The sequence below is a fragment of the Blautia hansenii DSM 20583 genome (assembly GCF_002222595.2).
Classification (GTDB): domain Bacteria; phylum Bacillota; class Clostridia; order Lachnospirales; family Lachnospiraceae; genus Blautia; species Blautia hansenii.
In genome coordinates, this window is the sequence record NZ_CP022413.2 from 146,854 (window position 1) to 169,178 (window position 22,325).

17 protein-coding genes and 1 other annotated feature are annotated in these 22,325 nt (G+C 38.1%); of the genes, 16 read left to right on the forward strand and 1 reads right to left on the reverse strand.

What is annotated here, in order from left to right; translation table 11 throughout:
* The first annotated feature begins 195 nt into the window (after positions 1–195).
* The 14 genes from CGC63_RS00730 to brnQ all read left to right on the forward strand — a co-directional run bounded on the left by CGC63_RS00730 (position 196) and on the right by brnQ (position 16,755).
* On the forward strand, positions 196–1,335 hold the full coding sequence (locus tag CGC63_RS00730) for an iron ABC transporter substrate-binding protein (protein WP_004223979.1): 1,140 nt from the start codon (positions 196–198) through the stop codon (positions 1,333–1,335).
* On the forward strand, positions 1,304–2,368 hold the full coding sequence (locus tag CGC63_RS00735) for a FecCD family ABC transporter permease (protein ID WP_009247565.1): 1,065 nt from the start codon (positions 1,304–1,306) through the stop codon (positions 2,366–2,368). Before CGC63_RS00730 ends, CGC63_RS00735 begins: the two co-directional genes overlap by 32 nt.
* Positions 2,362–3,132, forward strand: a complete 771-nt coding sequence (locus CGC63_RS00740; protein ID WP_004223975.1) for an ABC transporter ATP-binding protein — start codon at positions 2,362–2,364, stop codon at positions 3,130–3,132. Before CGC63_RS00735 ends, CGC63_RS00740 begins: the two co-directional genes overlap by 7 nt.
* A gap of 16 nt (positions 3,133–3,148) precedes the next feature.
* On the forward strand, positions 3,149–3,970 hold the full coding sequence (locus CGC63_RS00745) for a class I SAM-dependent methyltransferase (protein WP_004223974.1): 822 nt from the start codon (positions 3,149–3,151) through the stop codon (positions 3,968–3,970).
* Between the two features lie 5 nt (positions 3,971–3,975).
* Positions 3,976–4,521 carry an FmdE family protein gene (locus tag CGC63_RS00750; RefSeq protein WP_009247561.1) on the forward strand — a complete coding sequence of 182 codons (546 nt, stop codon included), beginning with the start codon at positions 3,976–3,978 and terminating at the stop codon, positions 4,519–4,521.
* Positions 4,522–4,586: 65 nt separating this feature from the next.
* The gene (gene rbr / locus CGC63_RS00755; protein WP_004223970.1) at positions 4,587–5,129 is read left to right on the forward strand and encodes a rubrerythrin; all 543 of its coding nucleotides are present in this window, start codon (positions 4,587–4,589) and stop codon (positions 5,127–5,129) included.
* A gap of 159 nt (positions 5,130–5,288) precedes the next feature.
* Entirely contained in the window at positions 5,289–6,152 is an 864-nt protein-coding gene (locus CGC63_RS00760) for an Rpn family recombination-promoting nuclease/putative transposase (RefSeq protein ID WP_004223966.1), read from the forward strand.
* Positions 6,153–6,384: 232 nt separating this feature from the next.
* Entirely contained in the window at positions 6,385–9,015 is a 2,631-nt protein-coding gene (locus CGC63_RS00765; RefSeq protein WP_154965432.1) for an FtsX-like permease family protein, read from the forward strand.
* Positions 9,016–9,054: 39 nt separating this feature from the next.
* On the forward strand, positions 9,055–9,756 hold the full coding sequence (locus CGC63_RS00770) for a response regulator transcription factor (protein ID WP_004223963.1): 702 nt from the start codon (positions 9,055–9,057) through the stop codon (positions 9,754–9,756).
* A gap of 71 nt (positions 9,757–9,827) precedes the next feature.
* Positions 9,828–10,706, forward strand: coding sequence for a sensor histidine kinase (locus CGC63_RS00775; RefSeq protein ID WP_242970502.1), 879 nt, complete (start codon positions 9,828–9,830; stop codon positions 10,704–10,706).
* Positions 10,707–10,759: 53 nt separating this feature from the next.
* Positions 10,760–13,309 carry an ABC transporter permease gene (locus CGC63_RS00780; RefSeq protein ID WP_004223959.1) on the forward strand — a complete coding sequence of 850 codons (2,550 nt, stop codon included), beginning with the start codon at positions 10,760–10,762 and terminating at the stop codon, positions 13,307–13,309.
* A 19-nt stretch (positions 13,310–13,328) separates the two neighbouring features.
* Entirely contained in the window at positions 13,329–13,997 is a 669-nt protein-coding gene (locus CGC63_RS00785) for an ABC transporter ATP-binding protein (RefSeq protein WP_004223955.1), read from the forward strand.
* Positions 13,998–14,074: 77 nt separating this feature from the next.
* Positions 14,075–14,953 carry an Rpn family recombination-promoting nuclease/putative transposase gene (locus tag CGC63_RS00790; protein WP_004223952.1) on the forward strand — a complete coding sequence of 293 codons (879 nt, stop codon included), beginning with the start codon at positions 14,075–14,077 and terminating at the stop codon, positions 14,951–14,953.
* A 162-nt stretch (positions 14,954–15,115) separates the two neighbouring features.
* Positions 15,116–15,348 (forward strand) — a binding site (T-box leader).
* Between the two features lie 102 nt (positions 15,349–15,450).
* Entirely contained in the window at positions 15,451–16,755 is a 1,305-nt protein-coding gene (gene brnQ, locus CGC63_RS00795) for a branched-chain amino acid transport system II carrier protein (RefSeq protein ID WP_004223949.1), read from the forward strand.
* Here brnQ and CGC63_RS00800 read toward each other — a convergent pair.
* Complete coding sequence (locus CGC63_RS00800) at positions 16,752–17,354, reverse strand: TetR/AcrR family transcriptional regulator (protein WP_004223948.1); 603 nt, start codon at positions 17,352–17,354, stop codon at positions 16,752–16,754. The genes brnQ and CGC63_RS00800 overlap by 4 nt on opposite strands.
* 221 nt (positions 17,355–17,575) lie before the next feature.
* Here CGC63_RS00800 and CGC63_RS00805 point away from each other — a divergent pair, with 221 nt between their 5' ends.
* Positions 17,576–19,651 carry an efflux RND transporter permease subunit gene (locus CGC63_RS00805; protein WP_004223946.1) on the forward strand — a complete coding sequence of 692 codons (2,076 nt, stop codon included), beginning with the start codon at positions 17,576–17,578 and terminating at the stop codon, positions 19,649–19,651.
* Between the two features lie 13 nt (positions 19,652–19,664).
* Positions 19,665–22,313: a YhgE/Pip domain-containing protein gene (locus tag CGC63_RS00810; protein WP_004223944.1), complete on the forward strand. Its 2,649-nt coding sequence runs from the start codon at positions 19,665–19,667 to the stop codon at positions 22,311–22,313.
* The last annotated feature ends 12 nt before the right edge of the window (positions 22,314–22,325 follow it).

Here is a 22,325-nt window from a genome sequence, read left to right on the forward strand (position 1 = left end):
GTGCATACCAGAATATTTTTGTATGCTGTTTAACGTAGCAACTCTTATTTTTTTGTTTTTTACGAAGTGGCTATCCCCCCGGGAGGCTTGTGTAAGTTATAGAATATGATAAAATAATATCAAAATGCCGGAATAAAGTGCGCAATAATTCATCAGGCATAGTTTGATTTAACATAAAGAGGAGGATATGTAAACATGAAGAAACGAACAAGGCTTTTGGCGCTGCTTCTCGCAGCATGTATGACGGCAGGCATGGCAGCATGCGGAAGTGACGGAGCAAAAACAGAAAATAAAGATACGGATACAAAGAAAGAAGCGCAGAATACAGAGGAAAAAGACGGAAAGAGAACTATTGTGGACAGTATGGACAGAGAAGTGGAAATTCCGGCAGAAGTAGACAGTATTGTGTGCTTAAATGTCACAAGTCTTCGTTATACCTGTTATATGCAGGCGCAGGATTTAGTTGTGGGTGTGGAAGATTACGAGCAGAAACAGAGTATTTCCAGACCGTATAACTATGTAAATTTTGATAAATTTAAGGATTTACCTGTGGTAGGAAATAACGGAGAACATTATATTGAGGAAATTATTACGGCAGATCCTGATGTGATTATGATGTCTGCATTGGGAAACTGTGATGCAGATGATGTGCAGGAAAAAACAGGAATTCCTGTTGTCGTTATTCCCGGAAGTGACCAGATGATGGATGAAAATGTGTATGAAACCTTCCGAATTATGGGAGAAGTTTACCAGAAAGAGGATAGAGCAGAGGAGCTTATTGCTTATTTAGAAGAAACAAAAAAGGATTTGGATAGCAGAACAAAGGATATTCCTGAGGAAGAAAAACAGAGTGTTTATGTCGGCGGAGTAAGCTTTAAAGGGGCACACGGATTTGAAGGAACAGAGGCAAATTATGCGCCGTTTTCTGCAATTTATGCAAAAAATCTGGCAAACGAAACAGACCAGACAGGAGCTTTTAATATTGATTTAGAGCAGGTTTTGGCATGGAACCCGGATGTGATTTTTGTTGATTTTAACGGTATGGAATTGATTAAACAGCACTATGCGGAAAATCCTGATTACTATAATCAGTTAAAGGCAGTACAGGAAGGAAAAGTATATTCTCAGATTTCTTTCCGTTCCAGTGCCTCTAATTTGGATATGGCATTGGCTGATACATATTATGCAGGTTCTGTATTGTATCCTGAGAAATTTGCGGATATTAATCCGGAAGAAAAAGCAGATGAAATCTTTGAAAAGCTACTTGGACAGAAGTTTTATGATACGTTAAAGGAGAATGGATATGAGTTCAGACAGGTCCAGATTGGAGAATAGCGGAAGGGATGGTGCATACCGGAAAAACCAGAAAAAAAGTGTTTTCTTTTTAATTATTTTAGCAATCATATTGGTTCTTACTGTGTTATTTTCCATGTGGGCAGGCTCTTACGATACGCCTTTAAAGGAACTGATTTTAGGGATATTCGGACAGGCATCAGATAATAAAATTAATGTGGTTGTGCGAAATGTAAGACTGCCTCGCATCTGTACAGCAGCGATTGCAGGAGCAGGACTTGGTGTAACAGGCTGTATTTTGCAGGCAATTTTAAACAATCCTCTTGCTTCCTCCAGTACCCTTGGGGTATCTCAGGGGGCAGGCTTTGGCGCAGCTTTTGCAATTATTATTTTAGGTGCGGGAAGCGCTGCAAACGGAAATTTTATTATTCCTGTTTGTGCCTTTGTAGGAAGCATGGCAGTTGCTATTGTAATCTTTGGATTGTCTCGTTTTTGCCAGATTTCAGCGGAGTCTATGGTACTTGCCGGTGTGGCAATCAGCTCCATGTTTACCGGAGCTACTACCCTTCTTCAGTATTTTGCAGATGAGGTAGAATTAAACGCACTGGTGTTTTGGACTTTTGGAGATTTGGGTAGCACGGATTGGAAAGAGATTAGTTTTATGGCAGTCGTTGTTTTCCTTGCCGGAATTTATTTTATTCTGCATCGATGGGATTTTAACGCATTGTTAAGTGGAAATGAAACTGCAACCAGCCTTGGAATTCACGTAAGAAGATTGATTATTATTAACATGATTTTATGCTGTTTTACGGCATCTACCATTGTTTCTTATATTGGTTTAATCAGCTTTATCGGCCTTGTTGCGCCTCATATTGTACGAATGGTAGTGGGAAATAATCATGTGTATCTGATACCCGGTTCTATGTTGGCAGGGGCTGTTTTGCTCCTTCTTGGCGACTTGGCAGCAAGGACACTTATAAGTCCGATTATCCTTCCTATCGGAGCGATTACCTCCTTCCTTGGAGCGCCGTTGTTCTTATACTTATTGTTTAAAGGAGGCAGCCGTTCATGCTAAAGGTTGAAAATCTTCAATATGGTTATCCGGGAGGACCGGAGGTTTTAAAAGATATTAGTTTTACTCTGGATGAAGGTCAGTTTATGGCGATTTTAGGTAATAACGGAGCAGGAAAAAGCACGATGCTGAAATGCTTTAATCAGATTTTAACACCGAAAAAGGGAAGTATTTTTTTGAATAATGAGGAGATTTTAAAGCTTTCTGCAAGGGAAATGGCGAAGAGAATTGCCTTCGTGGCTCAGAGTGTACCCAATGTGAAAATGACAGTTCATGATATGGTAATGCTGGGAAGAAAGCCTTATATGAAGTGGGGCGTTACGGAAAAAGACCATGAAATGGTTCATGAAGCGATGGATAAATTAAAAGTATCGAATATGAGAGGACGCTTTTTAAACCAGTTAAGCGGGGGAGAACGTCAAAAAGTTATGCTGGCAAGAGCTTTGGCACAAGAACCCAAACTGCTTCTTTTAGATGAGCCTACCAGCAGTCTTGACCTTCAAAATCAGTATCAGGTATTGCAGATTGTACGAGATATTTGTCGTGAAACAAAAATCTCTGCGATTGTTGTCATCCATGATTTAAATTTAGCTCTTCGCTTTTGTGACAGATTTTTGCTGATGCAGGACGGGCAGGTGTATGCCAGCGGAGATGCGGAGGTTCTTAATCGAAAAGCTATCTGGGACGTTTATCATATTCATGGTGAGGTGGTATCTGTGGGCGGACAGAAGATGGTATTGGTAGACTCGCAGGTGACAGATATATAAAGAAAAGAGTGATAAAATGAACTTAGAACAGCTGGAAAAAGAGTGGAGTAAAAAGGATAACGGACAGGGCGAATTACAGGCAAAGCTTTGGGATAAAAAGGCAGGACAGTATAAGGAAAAACCTATTCCAACACCGGAAGAAAATCCTTTTTTGAAACAAGTTTATGAAGAAATGCAGATAGATGAACACACCCGTATTCTGGATATCGGATGCGGTGCAGGGCGCTTTAGTTTGGCGTTGGCAAAGTCAGGAGCACAGGTGACAGGCACAGATGTATCATCAGAAATGATTATGGCGGCAAAGGAGCTGGCAGAGAAAGAACATCAGAAAAATGTATCATTTTTTCATGCTGATTGGAGCAGTATGGAAATTGAAAAAATGGGATTTTTGAAAAATTTTGACCTAGTGTTTGCTCACATGACACCTGCTGTTGCAGATTATCATACATTGGAAAAAATGTGTAATTGTTCCAAAAACAAGTGCTTTTTGGTAAAGCCTTCGAGGAGAAGCGATATGGTTCTTGATGGGGCATTTCAGGCAGCAGGAATAGAAAAAAATAAAAAAGAAACAGATACCTCCGTTGCCATGATATTCTCTTATTTATGGTTGAAAGGATATTCTCCCTATATTTCTTATCGTGATGAGGTATGGGAAATCGGTCAAAGTGTGGAAGATATGCTGGCATGGTGTATTGACAGGGCAAATTTGCAGGGAGAAGTCACGTGGGAACAAAGAGGCAAAATGCAGGCATATTTGTCAGATATAAGTGAGAACGGAAGAATTACAGAAAGGACAAACACCACCATTGTAACCATGAGTTGGTGTGTAGAAAGGTGAAGAAAATGAGAAATGAATTATGGAAGAAATGTGTTGCTTTTCATGGACATGAGTGCGGAGGACTCACCATTGGATTTCAGGCAGCGCTGTATGCTATTGAATTATTGGGATTAGAGGCAGATGAAAAAGGCTGCATTTCCGGAGATGAAGAGCTGGTTTGTATTGCGGAAAATGATGCCTGTGGGATTGATGCCATTCAGGTAATTTTGGGATGTAGCGTGGGAAAAGGAAACCTTTTATTCCACATAAGAGGGAAACAGGCATTTTCTTTCTATAATAGAAAAAATGGGAAATCTGTGCGTCTGGTATTAAAACCAACACCGGAAGGTATGAGCAGAGCAGACTCCTTTGCTTATTTCCAAAGCCATGAACCGGCAGAGTTATTTGATGTAAAAGAGACTGTAATTGAACTGCCGGAAGCAGCCAGAATTTTTAAATCAGAGCCATGCAGCTGTTGTGGAGAAATTACAGCAGAGCCTATGCTTCGTTTACAGGGTGGGAAACTGTTTTGTCTGGATTGCTATGACAAATATAATCGTTTTGAGGTGTAAATATAAGAGAAAAGTGATAAAATAGAGTAGACAACTATTTTGTATTATGAAGGAGGTTAAAACTTATGGGAAATAACAAATATGCAGGAACAGAAACAGAGAAAAATTTAAGAAATGCTTTTTCAGGCGAGTCAGAGGCAAGAAATAAGTATTCTTATTTTGCTTCTGTGGCAAAAAAAGAGGGATACGAACAGATTGCTGCATTATTCCAGAAAACAGCGGATAATGAAAAAGAACATGCAAAAATGTGGTTTAAAGAGTTACAGGGAATTGGAAATACAGAAGAGAACCTTAAAGCAGCAGCAGAAGGGGAAAATTATGAATGGACAGATATGTATGCCGGATTTGCTGAAACAGCAGAGAAAGAAGGTTTTCCGGAATTGGCTGCAAAATTCCGCCTTGTAGCGGAAATTGAGAAACACCATGAAGAAAGATATAGAGCATTATTGAAGAACATAGAAACAGCACAGGTATTTGAAAAGAGTGAGGTGAAGGTGTGGGAATGCAGAAATTGCGGACACATTGTAGTGGGAACTGCGGCGCCGGAGATTTGTCCTACATGTGCACATCCACAGAGTTATTTTGAAGTAAGAGCAGAAAATTATTAGGAAATGTATATCCGTCTTGCAGCATTGAGAAATGCAGCAAGGCGGATTTTTCCGTTCACAGGAGATTGCGCTGTTGCTTAATCTTTTTTCGTTGATAAAATTCTTTGTTATCTGTTATAATGAATGTTATAGAATTCCTCTGCAAAATGGAGGAAAAGTATGAATACATTACTAAAAAATCTTACAATCAAAAATAACTTTATGTTTGCAGCAGTGATGTCGGACAAGGAGAACTGCAAAGGTTTTTTGGAACGTGCACTTTCGATGAAAATTGACCATGTGGAAATCAGTACAGAGAAAAATATCGTCTACCATCCGGAGTACAAAGGTGTGCGATTAGACGTTTATGCAAAGGATGAAAAGAATACCCGCTATAATATAGAGATGCAGGTACTAAAGCAGCCTGCATTGGGACGCAGAAGCCGTTATTACCAAAGCCAGATGGATATGGAGCTTTTGGCAAAGGGATGTGAATATGAAGAACTTCCTGACAGCTATGTGATTTTCTTATGTGACTTTGATCCTTTTGGTGAAGGGAAATACCGATATACTTTTCGCACAGCTTGTGAGGAAACTAAAAAAGTATCTTTAAAAGACGGACGCTGTATCATGTTCCTAAATACCTGCGGAGAAGATGAACAAGATGTGCCAAAAGAGCTGGTTTCTTTTCTGAGATTTGTACATGCAGACTTAAAAGAAAGTCAGAAGGATTTTCAAGATGATTATGTAAGACAAGTGCAGAAATCAGTCACCCATATCAAGGGGAGCAGGGAAATGGAGGAGAGATTTATGCTTTTGGAATTATTGATGAAAGATGAACGCAGAGAGGGAAGAAAAGAGGGGAGGAAAGAAGGATTAAAAGCTGCAATAGAGATGCTTCAGATGGTTTTATCCAAATTCGGACAATTACCGGACAGCCTTTTGGAAACATTATATGAACAGGAAGACATAGAAGTAATTAAAAACTGGATGGAGATAGCTTTGAGAGCACAGTCCTTAGACGATTTCATTTCTAAAATGTAGTATCTAAATCATATCTCATGTAAAAATTAAGTCAAAAATACCCGTAAATCTTTTAAATTGAGGTTTACGGGAAGATAAAACATTTCAACGCCATTTCAGGCAAAATTTCAAGAAAAGCAGAGGAATTCTATTATTACATTATTGTAAGAATATTGAAATGCAGTTGTAAGCTATAAGCGGTATAATTGAAAGAAATATAAAAGCTTCAATATTCAATAGAGGGGGTGTTTTTTTGAAAAATGACTATTTATTTTCCATGGCTATTGATGAAATAAGGGGGAGAAAAAGAAGCAGTTTTTTGATTTTCTTTGTATTATTTCTGAGCTTTACCTGTGCCATGATTTCTCTTTCTCTTACAGAAAGTGTGGATAAAACAAATGAAGAATGTAGATATGATACTTATGGTATATGGGAAGGTGCAGTTTTAAATGTAAACGAGAGGGAGCTGAATTTTTTAGGGCAGATACCTTTTATTCAAGAAAGAGGAATGGCGCAATGCTATGGAAAAATTGCGGGAAACAGTGGGATAGGTACAGTGGATGAACACCTTTGGAAGATGGGAAGACTAGGGTTAAATAGCGGAAGACTTCCGAAATCCGGTGATGAAGTTGCAGTAGAAGCAGATGTTCTTAGTGCGCTGGGCTATGATTATGATCTGGGACAAAAGATAGATTTGACAGTTTCTGTACCTGCTCAATATTTAGATGAACAGAAGCAGGAAGAAGATGCTTTTCCTTCTATTCAAGTGACCAAAACTTACACTCTTTGTGGCGTTTTAAAAGAATACACAAACCTTTGGGAAGCAGGGAGAAAAGCGACATTAAACAGTGCAATTCTCACAGAAAAGGGTGCACAGGAGCTTCTTTTGGAGGCAAAAACCAAGCAGGAGGAAATGGTGCCATTACCGCCTGAAAAGAACTGCTTTTTCACTATGAAAAACCATGATACTTCTAAAATTTGTGAGATTAATGAGGGATTGAAACAGGAAGACGCAGAAATTCAACAGGAAGTTCTTATAAACACATACGCATACCCTGATGTACAGCAGATGGAGAAAAAGCAACTGTTTCATTGGGCAATTTTTATAGTGTCACTTGTTGCGATTGTGTGTCTTTATATGTTGCAGGTGCGCAGGCAAGTATATCAGATTGCTCTCTTTCGAAGCATTGGAATTACAAAGAAGCAATTACGAATTTTGATTTTTTTCGAGACAGCTCTGCTTGGCTTTCCGGCAGCAATATTGGGGAGCATTACAGGGGCATTGGGGACATGGTGTTTGGTAAGAGTTTTACTGAGACAGAAAGACGCAGTCTTTGTTTTAGATATACCGGTTGTTTCTCTTGTGTTATTTTTTACTTTGTGGATTATCGCTCTTGCAGGTATGAGGATTTTGGTATTACAAATGGCATTAAAACAGCCTCTTACAGGAAGATTTGAAATTCAGCAGGTAAAAAAGCAGAAGGTAAACAGGATGAAAGGTGTGTTATTGGCAGGATTATCGGTGGCTATGGCAGGTATTGTGATTTTTGTTTGTATGGAAACTTTTCCAATATTTTATAAAAGGGAAATAAACGAAAAGTCACGTTCTTATAGTATCAATGCACTGGAAAATCCATTTGCCTGTATTCCAAAGGAAGAACTTTCTAATATAAAAACAATACCGGGAGTCAGTAAGATAGATGCACGGTTGGCTGAGAATTGCGAATTGCGTTTTGAGGCTATGGAAGAAAATGATTTTTTTCAGGCAGTCAGAGAAAATTCTGAAGATACACAGCCGGTATTACTAAATATGATAGATGGCGCAGGAAATAAAAAAATTATTGATTATCCAAACGGATTAGGGGTATCTATCTATGGGATACCAGAGGAACGAATGGAAACTTTACCGCACGCAGAACAAGTAAACAAAGAAGCTTTTCGTCAAGGGAAACAAGTTATTATTATATTTTCCACAGATGTAGATGGTAATCTTGTGTATGGAGGGAAGTCTTATACAGAAGCAGGAATAAAAGCAGGTGATGAGATTGAGCTGAATTTTTATGGTTTTCCAGTAGGGGAAAGAATAGAAAGAAAGGCGAGTGATGTATCAATAGTCGGAAATATGACAGCAAAAGTAGGAGCTGTTATAAAAGTAAATAGGGAGAAGTCAGCTTATGATCCGTTGTTATTTACAGGAAAACCGTATATGGTGTTATGTTCTTATGAGAGCCTAAAGGAAACCTTGGAAAATGCAAAAGAGGGTTACGAGCTGGGATTTAATAAAACCGGTACGGAATTAGGTTATAATTCTTTAGATATTTATACATCAGAAAGTGCAGGATATTTATCTACGGATTTTATTGTGGCAGATTTATGTGAGCAGTATGAAATGAATTTACGCAATGAGCGTGAAATGATAACGGCGTCTGTACAGGAAGCAGAACGTGAATTTTTCTTGCTGTTTTTTGGAGGAGTGTGCATTATATTGATTTTACTTCTTACAGTTTGTAATATTCTGGCTTTTGATTATGAAAATCAGAAACGTAAAATAGGAGTTTTAAAAGCACTGGGAATGTCAAAAAGACAGCTTCAAAATAGACTAAGAAGAAATTCTTTGAAAACAGCAGTTTTTTCTGTTCTTTGCGGTTGGGGTGTATATGGAGTCTGGATTTTGGGGAATGTGTGGAAACAGCAGAGGTATTTGCAGCAAGAATTTCAGGAAATGCGCAGCTTTTCTCAAGTTTTACAGCAGCAAATAGAAGGAATGAAAATTTTCGGAATAGGAGGATTTGAGGCGTTTTGGATTAGCGCAGCAGCATTTTTAGCAGTATTTTTAATGTTATATTTACCGAAGCGCAGGTTGAAAAACGCAAAGCTTTTTTGATATAATGCTTACAAGAATTTTGATTTACAGAGGTCTAAAATGAAGTTTCATATTTTGATTACAGAAGACGATGAAAATGTTGCAAACGGTTTGTCAGATATTTTGAAAAGCTATGGTTATCAAGTGTCTGTATCAGATAACAGTGCAGATACCATAGAGATTTTAAACAGAGAAAATATTGCTCTTGTAATTTTGGACGTTTGTCTCGGTGAGGATAGTGGATATGATTTATGTAAAAAAATCAGAGAGTTTTCGGATGTTCCTATTCTTTTTCTCACAGGCTGCAGCAGCGAATTAGAGCTTATACGGGGATTTCAGGTTGGGGGAGATGACTATGTTACAAAGCCTTTCCGTATGCAGGAATTGCTGGTGCGTATTCAGGCAATTCTTCGCCGTTCTTCCTTAAATAAGGGGGAATATTATCAAAGCGGAGAGTTGTATTATAATCATTTTACACACCAGATGATAAAAGGAAAAGAAGCGCTTCCCCTTACTTCCGTGGAATTGAAGATTGCCGTGTTGTTATTGAAAAGCTGGCCGAATACCATTACCAGAAAGGACTTGCTTTACCATGTGTGGGATAATGATTTTCAGTTTGTGGAGGAAAATACATTGAATGTAAATGTCAGTCGTTTACGGGATAAACTGGGGACTTTTGAGGAAGCACCCTACATTACAACCATACGTGGGGTGGGTTATCGCTGGGCAGTGTCGGTAAAGAGGTATCAGAAACCATGCTGACAATAGTTTGTTTTATTATAGCGTGTATCAGTACCATTACTGCCATTTTTTTCTTTAGAAAAAGCAGAAAAATGGAAGATAATATTAGACAGGCAGAAGCAGATATCAGCCACTTCCTTTTATATCCTGAAAAGGTAAATAAAAAGTCTTTGGAGGAAGGTGTTTGCTTCAATCTACTCAATCAGGTTCGTGAGCTGGAGGAACAGCTTCTTCATGAAAGATATCAGAAAAAGCAAAAGGAAAGCTATACAAACAGTTTTATCGAAAATATGGCGCATCAGATGAAAACATCGGTCACAGCTTTACAGATACGTCTTGATTTGGCTGATTTTCATACCAAAACAGAGGAGGAAAAAGCAGCTTTAAAAGAGGGGCAGAAATGTGTTACCCGCCTTACAGAGGAAATTGAAAGGGTTTTAAAATCCAGCCAACTGGCTGCCGGTAAGGTACTTATGGATTATGAGGAGCTGGATTTAGAAAAGCTGATAAGCGCTTGTATTGAGCGACTGGAAGTGATTGCACATAAGAGAAAAGTAAGCTTTGAGATGAAAGGGGAGCTTCCTAAAAAGTATTTTGGAGATGGTTTCTGGCTTATGCAGGCTTTTGAAAATCTTTTAAAAAATGCTGCCGAGCATACCAAAAAGGGCACAATAGTTTGGGTGAATTTGGAAGAAAAAGAAGGGGATATTAAGGTTTCTATATGTGATGAAGGAGAGGGAATTTCACCGGAAGAAATGCCAATCTTATTCCAGCGTTTTTGCCGTGGAACTTCCAGAAAAGCAGGATATGGTATAGGGCTTAATATGGCACAGGATATTATAAAATCCCATCACGGAAGTATTTCCGTGAAGAATATTCAGGGGAAGGGCGCTTGTTTTCTTGTAAGTCTTCCAATGCTTTATGGCACAGAACCTTACAAAATCGTAAGGGAAAATGAGAGAAAACTGTAAGCTTTTCTTGTTATAATCTTTATATAGAAAGTAGCAGAGAGGGGCGTGGGAATATGAAAAATGAGTTGTTTTTTCTGGCGGTACAACGGATAAAAGGAACAAAGAGGAATAGTTTTCTGCTTGGGACTATTCTTCTTTGTTCCTTTGCGTTTACGGTAATTACGCTGGGAATTACAGACAGTTTGAATGAAACAAATGCACAATATAGGCTGGATACCTATGGTTCGTGGAAAACAGCAGTTTATAATGGTACTGAGAAGGAAAAAGAAGTTTTAAAAGAAAATTCTCTTTCCAAACAAGTTGGAACACTGCTATCTTATGGTAATATCGGAGGTCCAGATACCATCGGAACACCGGATGATGCTCTCATCGAGATGGGAAATCTGGAGCTTTTGGAAGGACGTTTTCCTGAAAAATCAGGAGAAATCGCTATGGAAGCCAGTCTGTTAAGTGCGCTAGGTTACGATTACGAGCTTAATCAAAAAATCGTAGTTAATTTCCAGAAGGATGTGGAAACATGGGTGGAGGCAGAGTTTACTCTTTGCGGTGTATTGAAACAATATTCTCATTTATGGAACTGTGAGGAAAACATCAGTCTTCCTGCCGCCTTTATTGTAAAAGAGGATGGGGAGAAACTACAGCCATTTCCTGCTTATCATTACTTTGTCACTTCTGAAGAAGAACAGGAGACTTTAACAGGTAGTATTCGGAGCACATTGGGGAAGAAAGAGAATGAAAATTTAAAGATTGTGGGTAACACATTTGCATATAATTCTTTATCAGAGAAAGCAGATTATTACCTTTATCTGGTATTGATTTTGCTTACTACGGTATTGGCAGTTGCTTGCGTTTATTTTGTGCAGATGCAGGAGCAGCTTCGTTCCATTGCCTTGTTTCGCAGTATCGGAGGCACAAAAAAGCAACTGATTGGACTTTTATTTTATGAAACAATGTGTATGGTTGTACCCTGCATTTGCTTAGGAACGATAATTGGAAGCGCAGGCTTGTGGGGGATTTTTAAGGTATTTATCAATGTAAGTTTTACGGATTTCCGAATTTCTATTCCGATTTTCGGATTTTTGGTTGTAACACTTTTATGGCTTGGATCTATCTTTTTCTGTTGTTTGCTGGTGCTTTATCTAGCTATGAAGCAGCCGTTAACGGGAAAAATTACCATGTCCGGAAAGATGGGAAAGCGTTACAGAAGTATAAAAAAAGCTTCTCTTACTTTGCTGGCAGGAATGTTTTCCACAGTAATGTTATTTGTAATGATGGAGAGTATACCGGAGTTTTTTGAAAAGAGATGGGCAGAAAAGGAAAGCTCTTACAGGATAGATGCGGCAGAAAAAACAATCAGTGAAGAAGAAGTAAAAGTGTTGGAAGAACTGCCGGGAATAACCAAAGTTTTGCCCCATGGGGAAATGGTAGGAGAGTTGAGCTTTGACAATATGAAAAAAGTGCCTTTAGCATCAGCTTGTAAAGAAAATAAGAACAAAAATCAGCCTATTTTTATGGAACAGCAGAATGCAGACGGCACAATGGAATATATATGTTTTCCGCAGGGAATTGGCGTTCGTGTAATTGGTATTCAAAAGGAGTACTGGAAGGATTATTTTGATACAGACATTTCCGGATTTGACGAGAAAGCTTTTGAAGAAGGAAAAACAGCATTAGTTACTTTTGTTACAGAAGATGATGGAAAAATTACTTTTGACGGTACGGTGTATGAAGATACCGGTTTAGAAAAAGGAGATATCATAAACTTACGATTTTATGATAGAAACTCAGAGGATTTTCAAAATCCAAGTCTTGCATCGGAACATTCTTTGAAGCTTGCCGCACAGCCTGTGAAACGGAAACTTCGAGAAGGGGCAGGGAAAGGATATATCGGAAGCTACAGAGCTCATTATAATATTTTAGTATCAGTTAATTTCATGCAGAAAGTGCTTGATGAAAGTAAAGATGCAGAAGTCAGCAGTCATTATACAGGAGGCGATATATACGGCGACAGTAGTGCAGAGATTTATACATCTGTAAATGCAAAATATCTTTCAACAGATTATCTGGTTGCTCAGACTGCAAAAGCTTATGGTACAACCTTGGATAATAATCGAGAAGAAGTGTCTGCACAGGTTCTTTCACATTTGCAGAATTTGCTTCTTATCTGTGTCTGCGGAGGATGTATTGGACTTACACTGTTCTTACTTTTATGGAATTTGATTACACTTGCAGCCAGATATGAATGTAGAAAGTATGGAATTTTGCAGGCAATCGGTATGTCAAACAAGCAAATGTACATTGAAATTTTGAAAAAGGGAGCACTTACAGGTGTTTGTTCTCTATTCTTAGCATTTTTCTTTTACGGCGTCTATTTTGTAATCAGAGAATGGCTGAGTGTAAGATATGTTATAGAAAATTTTGGAGATAATTATACGTTGAAAGAGGGAATACAGAGCACCTATTATTATTTAGAAATGTGCGGAGTCAGTCTTGAAGTATTTATTTTATTCATAGTTGCGATTTTGATTTTTTTCTTAATCCTGCTCTATTGGTGCAATCGAATTTTGACAAAAACAACATTGATGGAAAAGTTAAAACAATAAGGAAAAGGGGGAATTTTTTATGGGAACTATTTTATCTGCAAAAAATATTTATAAAACATATAAGACATCTTCCGGTGATGTACCTGCACTTCGAGGTGTAAGTCTGGAGGTGGAGAAGGGAATGTTCTATGCCATTATAGGAAAAAGCGGTTCAGGAAAATCTACACTTTTGCACACATTAAGCGGACTTGACCGTCCCACAAAGGGTGAAGTATTTATAAACGGAGAAAATCTTTATCAGTATTCAGATGAGAAAATGGCGGTATTTCGCAGAAGGTATATGGGCTTTGTGTTTCAGCAGTTTAACTTATTGGACGAATTTAATGTATTAAATAATATCTGTATGCCTTTGAAGTTAGACCAGAGAAAAGTAGATAAGCAATTTTTGGAGGAAGTGACAGGACTTTTAAGACTTGAGGATAAATTGAAGAAATATCCATGTGAGCTTTCCGGTGGAGAACAACAAAGAGCAGCCATTGCCCGCTGTCTGTTGGCGAGACCGCAGATTATTTTTGCAGATGAACCTACGGGAAATTTGGATAAAAAGACAGGGGAAGATACGCTGGATTTATTGCAGCAGTGTTCGGAGCAGTTTGGACAGACTTTAATTGTAGTGACACATGATTTGGAAATTGCAAGACAGGCAGATGTAATCGTGCATATTGAGGATGGAAAAATAATTTTATAATTTGAGTTATTGATAAAATTCTTCGCCGTCTGTTATAATGGATGTTATAGAATTCCTCTGTAAAGTGGAGGAAGAACATGAATACATTATTAAAAAATCTTACAATCAAAAATAACTTTATGTTTGCAGCAGTGATGTCGGACGAAGAAAACTGCAAAGGTTTTTTGGAACGTGCGCTTTCTATGAAAATTGACCGTGTAGAAATCAATACAGAGAAAAATATTGTCTATCATCCGGAGTATAAAGGTGTGCGGTTAGACGTCTATGCGAAAGATGAAAATAATACCCGCTATAATATAGAAATGCAGGTGCTAAAGCAGTCTGCTTTGGGGCGCAGAAGTCGTTATTATCAAAGCCAGATGGATATGGAGCTTTTGGCAAAAGGGTGTGAATATGCAGAGCTTCCCGACAGCTATGTGATTTTCTTATGTGACTTTGATCCTTTTGGTGAAAGGAAATACCGATATACTTTTCGCACAGCTTGTGAGGAAACTAAAAAGGTATCGTTAAAAGACGGACGCTGTATCATGTTCCTAAATACCTGTGGAGAAGATGAACAAGATGTGCCAAAGGAGCTGGTTTCTTTTCTGAGATTTGTGCATGCAGACTTAAAAGAAAGTCAGACGGACTTTCAGGATGATTATGTAAGACAAGTGCAGAAATCAGTCACCCATATCAAGGGGAGCAGAGAAATGGAGGAGAGATTTATGCTTTTGGAATTATTGATGCAAGATGAACGCAGAGAAGGGAGAAAAGAAGGTCGTAAGGAAGGCAGAAAAGCCGGAGAATTAGAAGGAGCACAAGAAATGCTCCAGATGGCATTAAACAGATTTGGAGAATTGTCGGAAAATCTTCTGAAAACCCTGCATCAACAGCAGGATATAGAAGTAATCAGAAAGTGGATGGAAACAGCGTTACAGGCAGAGTCACTGGATGATTTCATTTCTAAAATGTAATATCTAAATCATATCTAATTCAAAAATTAAATCAAAATACCCGTAAATCTCATAAATTGAGGTTTACGGGCAAATAAAAACAATACAATATAATATAAGTATTTCATTAAAACACTTGACGAATGTAAAAGAAATGCTTATTATAGATTTTAAGAAAAAGAGTAAAATTCGTTGATGGGAATAAGTAGCCCTTGGTGGAATTTACAGAGAGGCAGCGGTTGGTGGAAGCTGTCAAGGAAACCAAAAGGTGAAATCATCCCGGAGAAGTAAGCTGAAATAAGTAGGTACGCCGGAGTAGAGCCACGTTATAGGTGATACACATTAAATTGATGTGTGAATGAGCCCACGTATTTGTGGGGAATTAAGGTGGTACCACGACGAGAGTTGTCCTTTTGATAGGGCAACTCTTTTTTATTCTATAGGAAGCTGTGGCCTATGGAATAAAAAAAGCTCACATAAGAGATGTATTTACTCTTAAATACTAAGGAGGATTTGTAATGAAACTAGGAAAGAAAAAGATGTTACTGGTAAGTTTTATGTTGTTTTCTCTGTTCTTTGGTGCAGGAAATCTGATTTTTCCACCTTTTTTAGGACAGAATGCAGGAGAGAAGATGCCACTTGCTATTTTAGGATTTTTGATTACAGCAGTAGCATTGCCAGTATTAGGGGTTATTGTTGTTGCACGTTTTGATGGACTGGATAAACTTTCTCAGAAAGTAGGAACTCGTTTTTCTATGATTTTTACTATTTTAATTTATTTGTCCATAGGACCGGGGTTGGGAATTCCTCGTGCAGCTTCTGTACCTTTTGAGATGGCAGTAGCTCCTTATCTTCCAAAAGAAGCATCGGTTACTATTTGCATGGTGATTTTTTCATTGGTATTTTTTGTTTTGGCAGCATGGCTGGCTATGACACCGAATAAATTAGTGGAACGTATTGGAAAGTTTTTGACACCTACATTATTGTTACTTTTAGTATTTGTATTTATAAATTATGTATTTCGAGGAGAAGTGAATATAGCAACAGCACAGGAAGCTTATGCCGGAAATCCTCTGGCAAAGGGCTTTTTAGAAGGTTATCAGACCATGGATACGATTGCCGCATTAAACTTTGGATTGGTGATTGCGACAACGATTACAAGTCTTGGAATTGAGAGTAAAAAGAGTGTTATGAGTTATACCGTTCGTGCCGGTATTTTTGCCGGAACGATTTTGTCACTGGTATATTTAATGCTTTCTTATATGGGAATGGGAAGCTCTAACGTATTTCCTATTCAGGAAAATGGTGCTTGGACTCTTCGTTGCATTGTAAAACAGTTGTTTGGAGGTCCGGGAGCAGTGCTTCTGGCAGCGATTTTTACGCTGGCATGTCTGACAACCTGTGTGGGACTGATTACTTCTATTTCCCAGTATTTTTCCACACTTACAAAGAAGATTTCTTATACACAGTGGGTATTTTTAATTTCCGGTTTTTCATTCCTTGTATGTAATCAGGGACTGAATACAATTTTAGGATTATCTATTCCGGTATTGAATGCAATTTATCCAATTTCTATTATGTTAATTGTTTTGGGAATTTGTGAGAGATGGATTAAAAATAATCCGTATATTTATCCATGTACAATTACAGCAGTAGGATGTATTAGTGTAATTTATGTATTAGATGACTTAAAGGTTCCGCTGGGATTTTTAAGTGACTGGTGTCATGCACTGCCGCTGTATTCTATGGGTCTTGGCTGGGTTGTGATTGCAATCGCAGCAGTGGCACTTACCAGTGTGTTGTATGCTTTTAAGAAACGTTAAACTCTGAATTGTTTGAAAATCCCTTTTATGGACTCATAAAGGGGATTTTTTATTTCTTCCAAAGATATCGGTTGATTAAAAAGAATCGTATTGTAACTGGTACCGCTTACCAATTCTAAAATCATGTACATCATAACCTCTGGTGTGCGGTAGGTATAGGTGGACTTTGCCAGTAAATCCTCATAAATAGTATAAATAGGCGGTATATCTTTGCCGGGAGCAAAGAATAGAGAATTTTTGAAAAATCCCCAGCTTAAATGTTTTGATAATAATTTTACAAGGTTATGGTTTGCTGCTAACTGGTTCAAAATATTGTCAATGATAAAAAGCACTTGTTCTTCAAAGTCTGTAATACTTTCATGTTTCAGAAGGTCATTATAGGCAATTTGAAATACCTGACTGGCCTTATGGCTAATTAAATGATTGCGGATATCGTATTTATCCTTAAAATAAAGGTAAAAAGTACCTTTTGCCACACCTGCCTGATTTACGATATCCGAGATAGAAGTTTTGTTAAAACCATTGTTAATAAATAAAGAGAAAGCGGACTCTAAAAGGGAGTCCCTTTTTTGTTGCTTGTTGTTATCAATTTTACTCATTTCTCCAACCCTCTTTTTCCAAAAAACTTAAAGTTCTTGCTCAATTATAGAAATGAAACGGCCAAAAAGTCAAATGAAAAAACAGCTGTAATAAATTTTCCGCATTTTGCATAAAAATAAAAATGACTTTTAGTCATAAATTATATAAAACATATATTGACTATTAGTCAGTTTTGGAGTATAACAATAAATGACCAATAGTCATAAAGGGAGGAAAGATCATGCTAAAGTTGGGAAGAAAAATTGTTAAGTTTCGTATTCCAATTTTTATTTTAAGTCTTTTGCTGTTAATTCCATCAGCAATTGGGTATTTGAATACGAGAGTAAACTATGATGTACTGTATTATTTACCGGATGATATTGAAACTATGAAAGGGCAGGATATTCTGGTAGATGAATTTGGTACAGGAGCGTATTCCATGTTTGTCTGTGAAGGCATGGAAAACAAAGATGTGGCTGCTTTAAAGAAAAAAATTGAAAAAGTAGACCATGTTGCCAAAGTAGTCTGGTATGACAGCTTGTCAGACATCAGTATTCCGGCAGAGATGTTACCGGAAAAAATTAAAAAAGTTTTGTTTGCAGATGACTCAACGATGATGTTTATTATTTTTGATACAACAACATCTGCAGATGAAACAATGGATGCAATCGGAGATATTCGTAAGTTGGCAGGAAAACAATGCTTTGTCAGTGGTATGTCAGCAATTGTTACAGATACAAAAAATCTGGCAGAGTCAGAGGTTGCGGTTTACGTATTGATCGCTGTTGTATTGTCCTGTATTGTTCTGGCACTTACCATGGAATCTTATTTAATCCCGTTTTTATTTCTGGCGAGTATCGGAATTGCCATAGCCTATAATATGGGAACGAATGTATTCCAAGGAGAGATTTCTTATATTACAAAAGCTTTGAGTGCAGTACTTCAGCTGGGTGTTACTATGGATTATTCCATTTTCCTGTGGCATAGCTATCAGGAACAGAGAGCACGATTTGGTGATAATCATAAAGAAGCCATGGCGCAGGCCATTGCAGCTACCATTAAATCTGTTGTAGGAAGTTCTATTACTACAATTGCCGGATTTATTGCTCTTTGTTTCATGAGCTTTACATTGGGTATGGATTTAGGAGTTGTTATGGCAAAAGGTGTTATCTTCGGAGTAATCTGTTGTGTAACAGTATTGCCTTCCATGATTATGATTTTTGATAGAGCATTGGAAAAGACAAAACATCGCCAGCTAATACCGGATTTTCCAAAAGTGCCGGAATTTCTGGTGAAACATCATAAAGCTCTTGCATTTTTATGTGTAGCGTTGTTTATTCCATTTGCATATTTTCAGGCAAATACAAAAGTTTATTATAATCTGGATTCCAGTTTGCCAAAGGAATTAGAGTCTATCCAGGCAAATGAAAAGCTTCAGAAAGATTATAATATGGGCGCAGCCCACATGATTTTGCTGGATAATAAAATTTCAGAAAAAGACACCTATAAAATGATTGATGAAATGAAAAAGGTTAAAGGTGTAAAAGAAGTATTAGGACTGGAAACAATTATTGGTCCGTCTTTCCCGGAAAGTATGATTCCTGATGATATAAAAGAAATTTTGAAAAGTGATAATTACGAATTGATGTTAATTACAAATCAGTATCAGACAGCATCAGATGAAGTAAATAAGCAGATTGATGAATTAAATAAAATTCTGAAAAAGTATGATCCGGCAGGAATGCTGGTAGGTGAAGCACCATGTACTAAGGATTTAATTGAGATTACAGACCATGACTTTAAGGTTGTAAGTGCAGTTTCAATTTTGGCAGTATTTTTGATTATTTTGTTTGTATTTAAATCTATTTCACTGCCGATTATTTTGGTTTTGGTAATTGAAGGTGCAATTTTTATTAACATGGGTATTCCGTATCTGACAGGAACAGAGTTACCTTTTATAGCATCGATTGTAATTGGGACAATTCAGTTAGGAGCAACGGTTGATTATGCTATTTTGATGACCAGCAGATATGAGCAGGAACGATGTTTCGGGCATGATAAAAAAACATCCATTAGTATTGCACTGGGAAGCAGTATCAGACCGGTTATGGTATCTGCATTCAGTTTCTTCGCAGCTACTTTTGGAGTTGGACTTTATTCTAAGATTGATATGATTAGTTCCTTGTGCCTGCTTATGGCAAGGGGTGCGTTAATCAGTATGGCGTCTGTTCTCTTGTTCTTACCGGCAATGTACTGGATTTTTGATGGAGTTATATGTAAAACAAGTAAAAATTTTAGATTAAGAAAACAGAAATAGGAGGTTTTTTAATATGAAGAAAAAAAATGTTCAGGCTATGTTGACAGGTATGGCAGTCATGATGTCCGTAATGCTCCCTACAACTTCTGTATTGGCAGCAGTTCCGGAGAAAGAGCAGACCGTATATGTAAATGCAGATGAAAATGGAAAATCTGAAAATGTGATTGTAAGTAACTGGTTAAAAAATATAGATGGCGATACACAGCTTACAGATAAAAGTGAATTAAATAATATTCAAAATGTAAAAGGTGATGAAGGATTTAAACAGGGAAGCGACAGCAGTCTTACATGGGATGCTAATGGAAAAGATATTTATTATCAAGGAGAAACAACAAAGGAACTTCCTGTAGGTGTAAATCTTACTTATTATTTAGATGGAAAGGAAATTCAACCTTCTGATCTGGCTGGGAAAAGTGGAAAAGTGAAAATTCGTATTGATTATGAAAATAAACAACAGGAAACAGCAGAAGTAAACGGCAATAAAGAAGAAATTTATACACCTTTTATGATGATGACAGCTATGATTTTACCAACAGATGTGTTTACCAACATAGAAATTGAAAATGGTAAGGTGTTATCAGACGGTAACAATAATATTGCTGTGGGGTTTGGTTTTCCGGGACTTTCTGACAGTTTGCAGCTTTCTGAAACAGAGGAATTAAAAGATTTGGAAATTCCGGATTTTGTGGAAATCACAGCAGATGTAAAAGATTTTGAGTTGTCTATGACAGCAACAGTGGCAACTACAGGACTTTTAGATGAATTAAATCTGGGTGAAATAGACAGTGCAGATGAATTAAAGGAAAATATGAATAAGCTTACAGAGTCTTCTACAGCATTAGTGAAAGGAAGCAAAGAATTACAAGACGGTATTTCAAAATTGAATTCTTCTGCAGATACTTTTGTAAATGGATTAAATAGCGCTGATAACGGTGCCGGACAGTTAAAAAACGGTATTGATAAGATGAACAGCAGTAAAGGTGAGTTATTAAGCGGAATTTCTCGTCTGACACAGGGTATGGAAGCTCTGGAAAATGGCGCATCTCAGTTACAGACAGGTGTAGGTTCTTATACAGCAGGTTCTGCGAAATTAGGAGAAGGTATTGCTAAAACAGCAGAAGGAGCATCTACTTTAAAAGGTGGCATTGATACTCTGAATGAGAAGAAAGAAGCACTGGTTCAGGGAATTGGAAATTTAAGTACAGGAAGTAAAGATTTGAAAGATGGTGCACAGACATTAAAAGATGGTGTTGCTGCGTATACAGCAGGCGTAGATAAATTAGATAAAGGACTGGGGTTGTTAAACGGTCAGTTACAGGGAGCACTTGGACAGACAGAGCAGCTTCCGGAAGCAGTTAAGGGAATTGAAGAAGGTTCAAAAGCTCTGATAAGTGGTGCAGGGCAGTTACAGGAAGGTGCGAAACAGGCTGAGGCCGCTGCAGGAAATATGGAAGCCAGCGTAGGAGCACTTGCACAGGTAGCCGGCGGTGTATCTCAGGGAGCTGGCAGTGCAGCCGGAATTATCGAAAATTATATTGGCAGTTTAAATGATACCGGTTCTGCCGCAGCCACAGAACAGGCAAAAGCAGCCATTGCTAAAGAAAATGCAGCAGTCAATGCACAGGCAAATACACAGCAGCGTGCCAATGTAGCAGCAGCACTCTCGGCAGCAGGCTTAACAGAAGAACAGCAACAAGCAGTTTTAGCAAATCTGGGTAATATTTCCGTAGGCGTTCAGACTTCTGCAAATATTGAAGTTCCTGCAAATACAGGAAATACAGAAGCAGTGGGGCAGTTGAAGAATATTCAGGCACAGATGGCAGCAGTACAGCAACAGATTGCAGGTACAGATTTAGGAGCAGTACAGGAGCAGATTGGACAGTTAAAGACAGGAGCGCAGACAGCGGCAGCGGGAGCAGACGAATTGACAAAAGGTGTCACAACCTTTGGGGAAGCTGTAAAACCTCTGGGTGGATTTTCCACAATGGCATCTACTTTGAAAGAAGCAGTTGCTGCATTAAAAGCAGGCAGTGGAGAATTATGTAAACAAAACAGCGCTTTGAATTCAGGCGCAGCACAGGTTGCAACAGGTTCACAGAAAATGCAGGGAGGACTGGATGCGTTATCAGAAGGTGCAACACAGTTAAGTGCAGGTATTGAACAGCTTACACAAGGTGCAGCAGGATTGGAAGAAGGAACAGCGCAGCTTCAAAGCGGTTCACAGGAATTAAATCAGAATAATGAGCAGCTAAATACAGGAGCGGCGCAGCTTGCAGCCGGAAGTCAGGAGTTGTCAAAAGGCGGTAATACTTTAAGCCAGGGAGCAGGTGTATTAAGTAATGGCATTGCACAGCTTGCATCAGGAGCTTCTTCCTTAAAAGACGGAACTTCTAAGCTTGCATCAGGAGGAAAAGAACTAAAATCCGGTGTAACTCAGCTTCAGGACGGCTCAGTAAAATTGGCAGATGGAATGGCAGAATTTGATAAAGAAGGTATTCAGAAATTAAGTGATGTTTTAAACGGAGAGTTGCAAACTGTTTTAGACCGTTTGAAAGCCGTGGAGGATGCTGATAAAGCTTATACAGCATTTGACGGAGCAAGTCAGGACATGAACGGAAAAGTAAAATTTATTATTGAAACAGCAGGAATTGAAAAAGAATAAAAACTTTAGAAT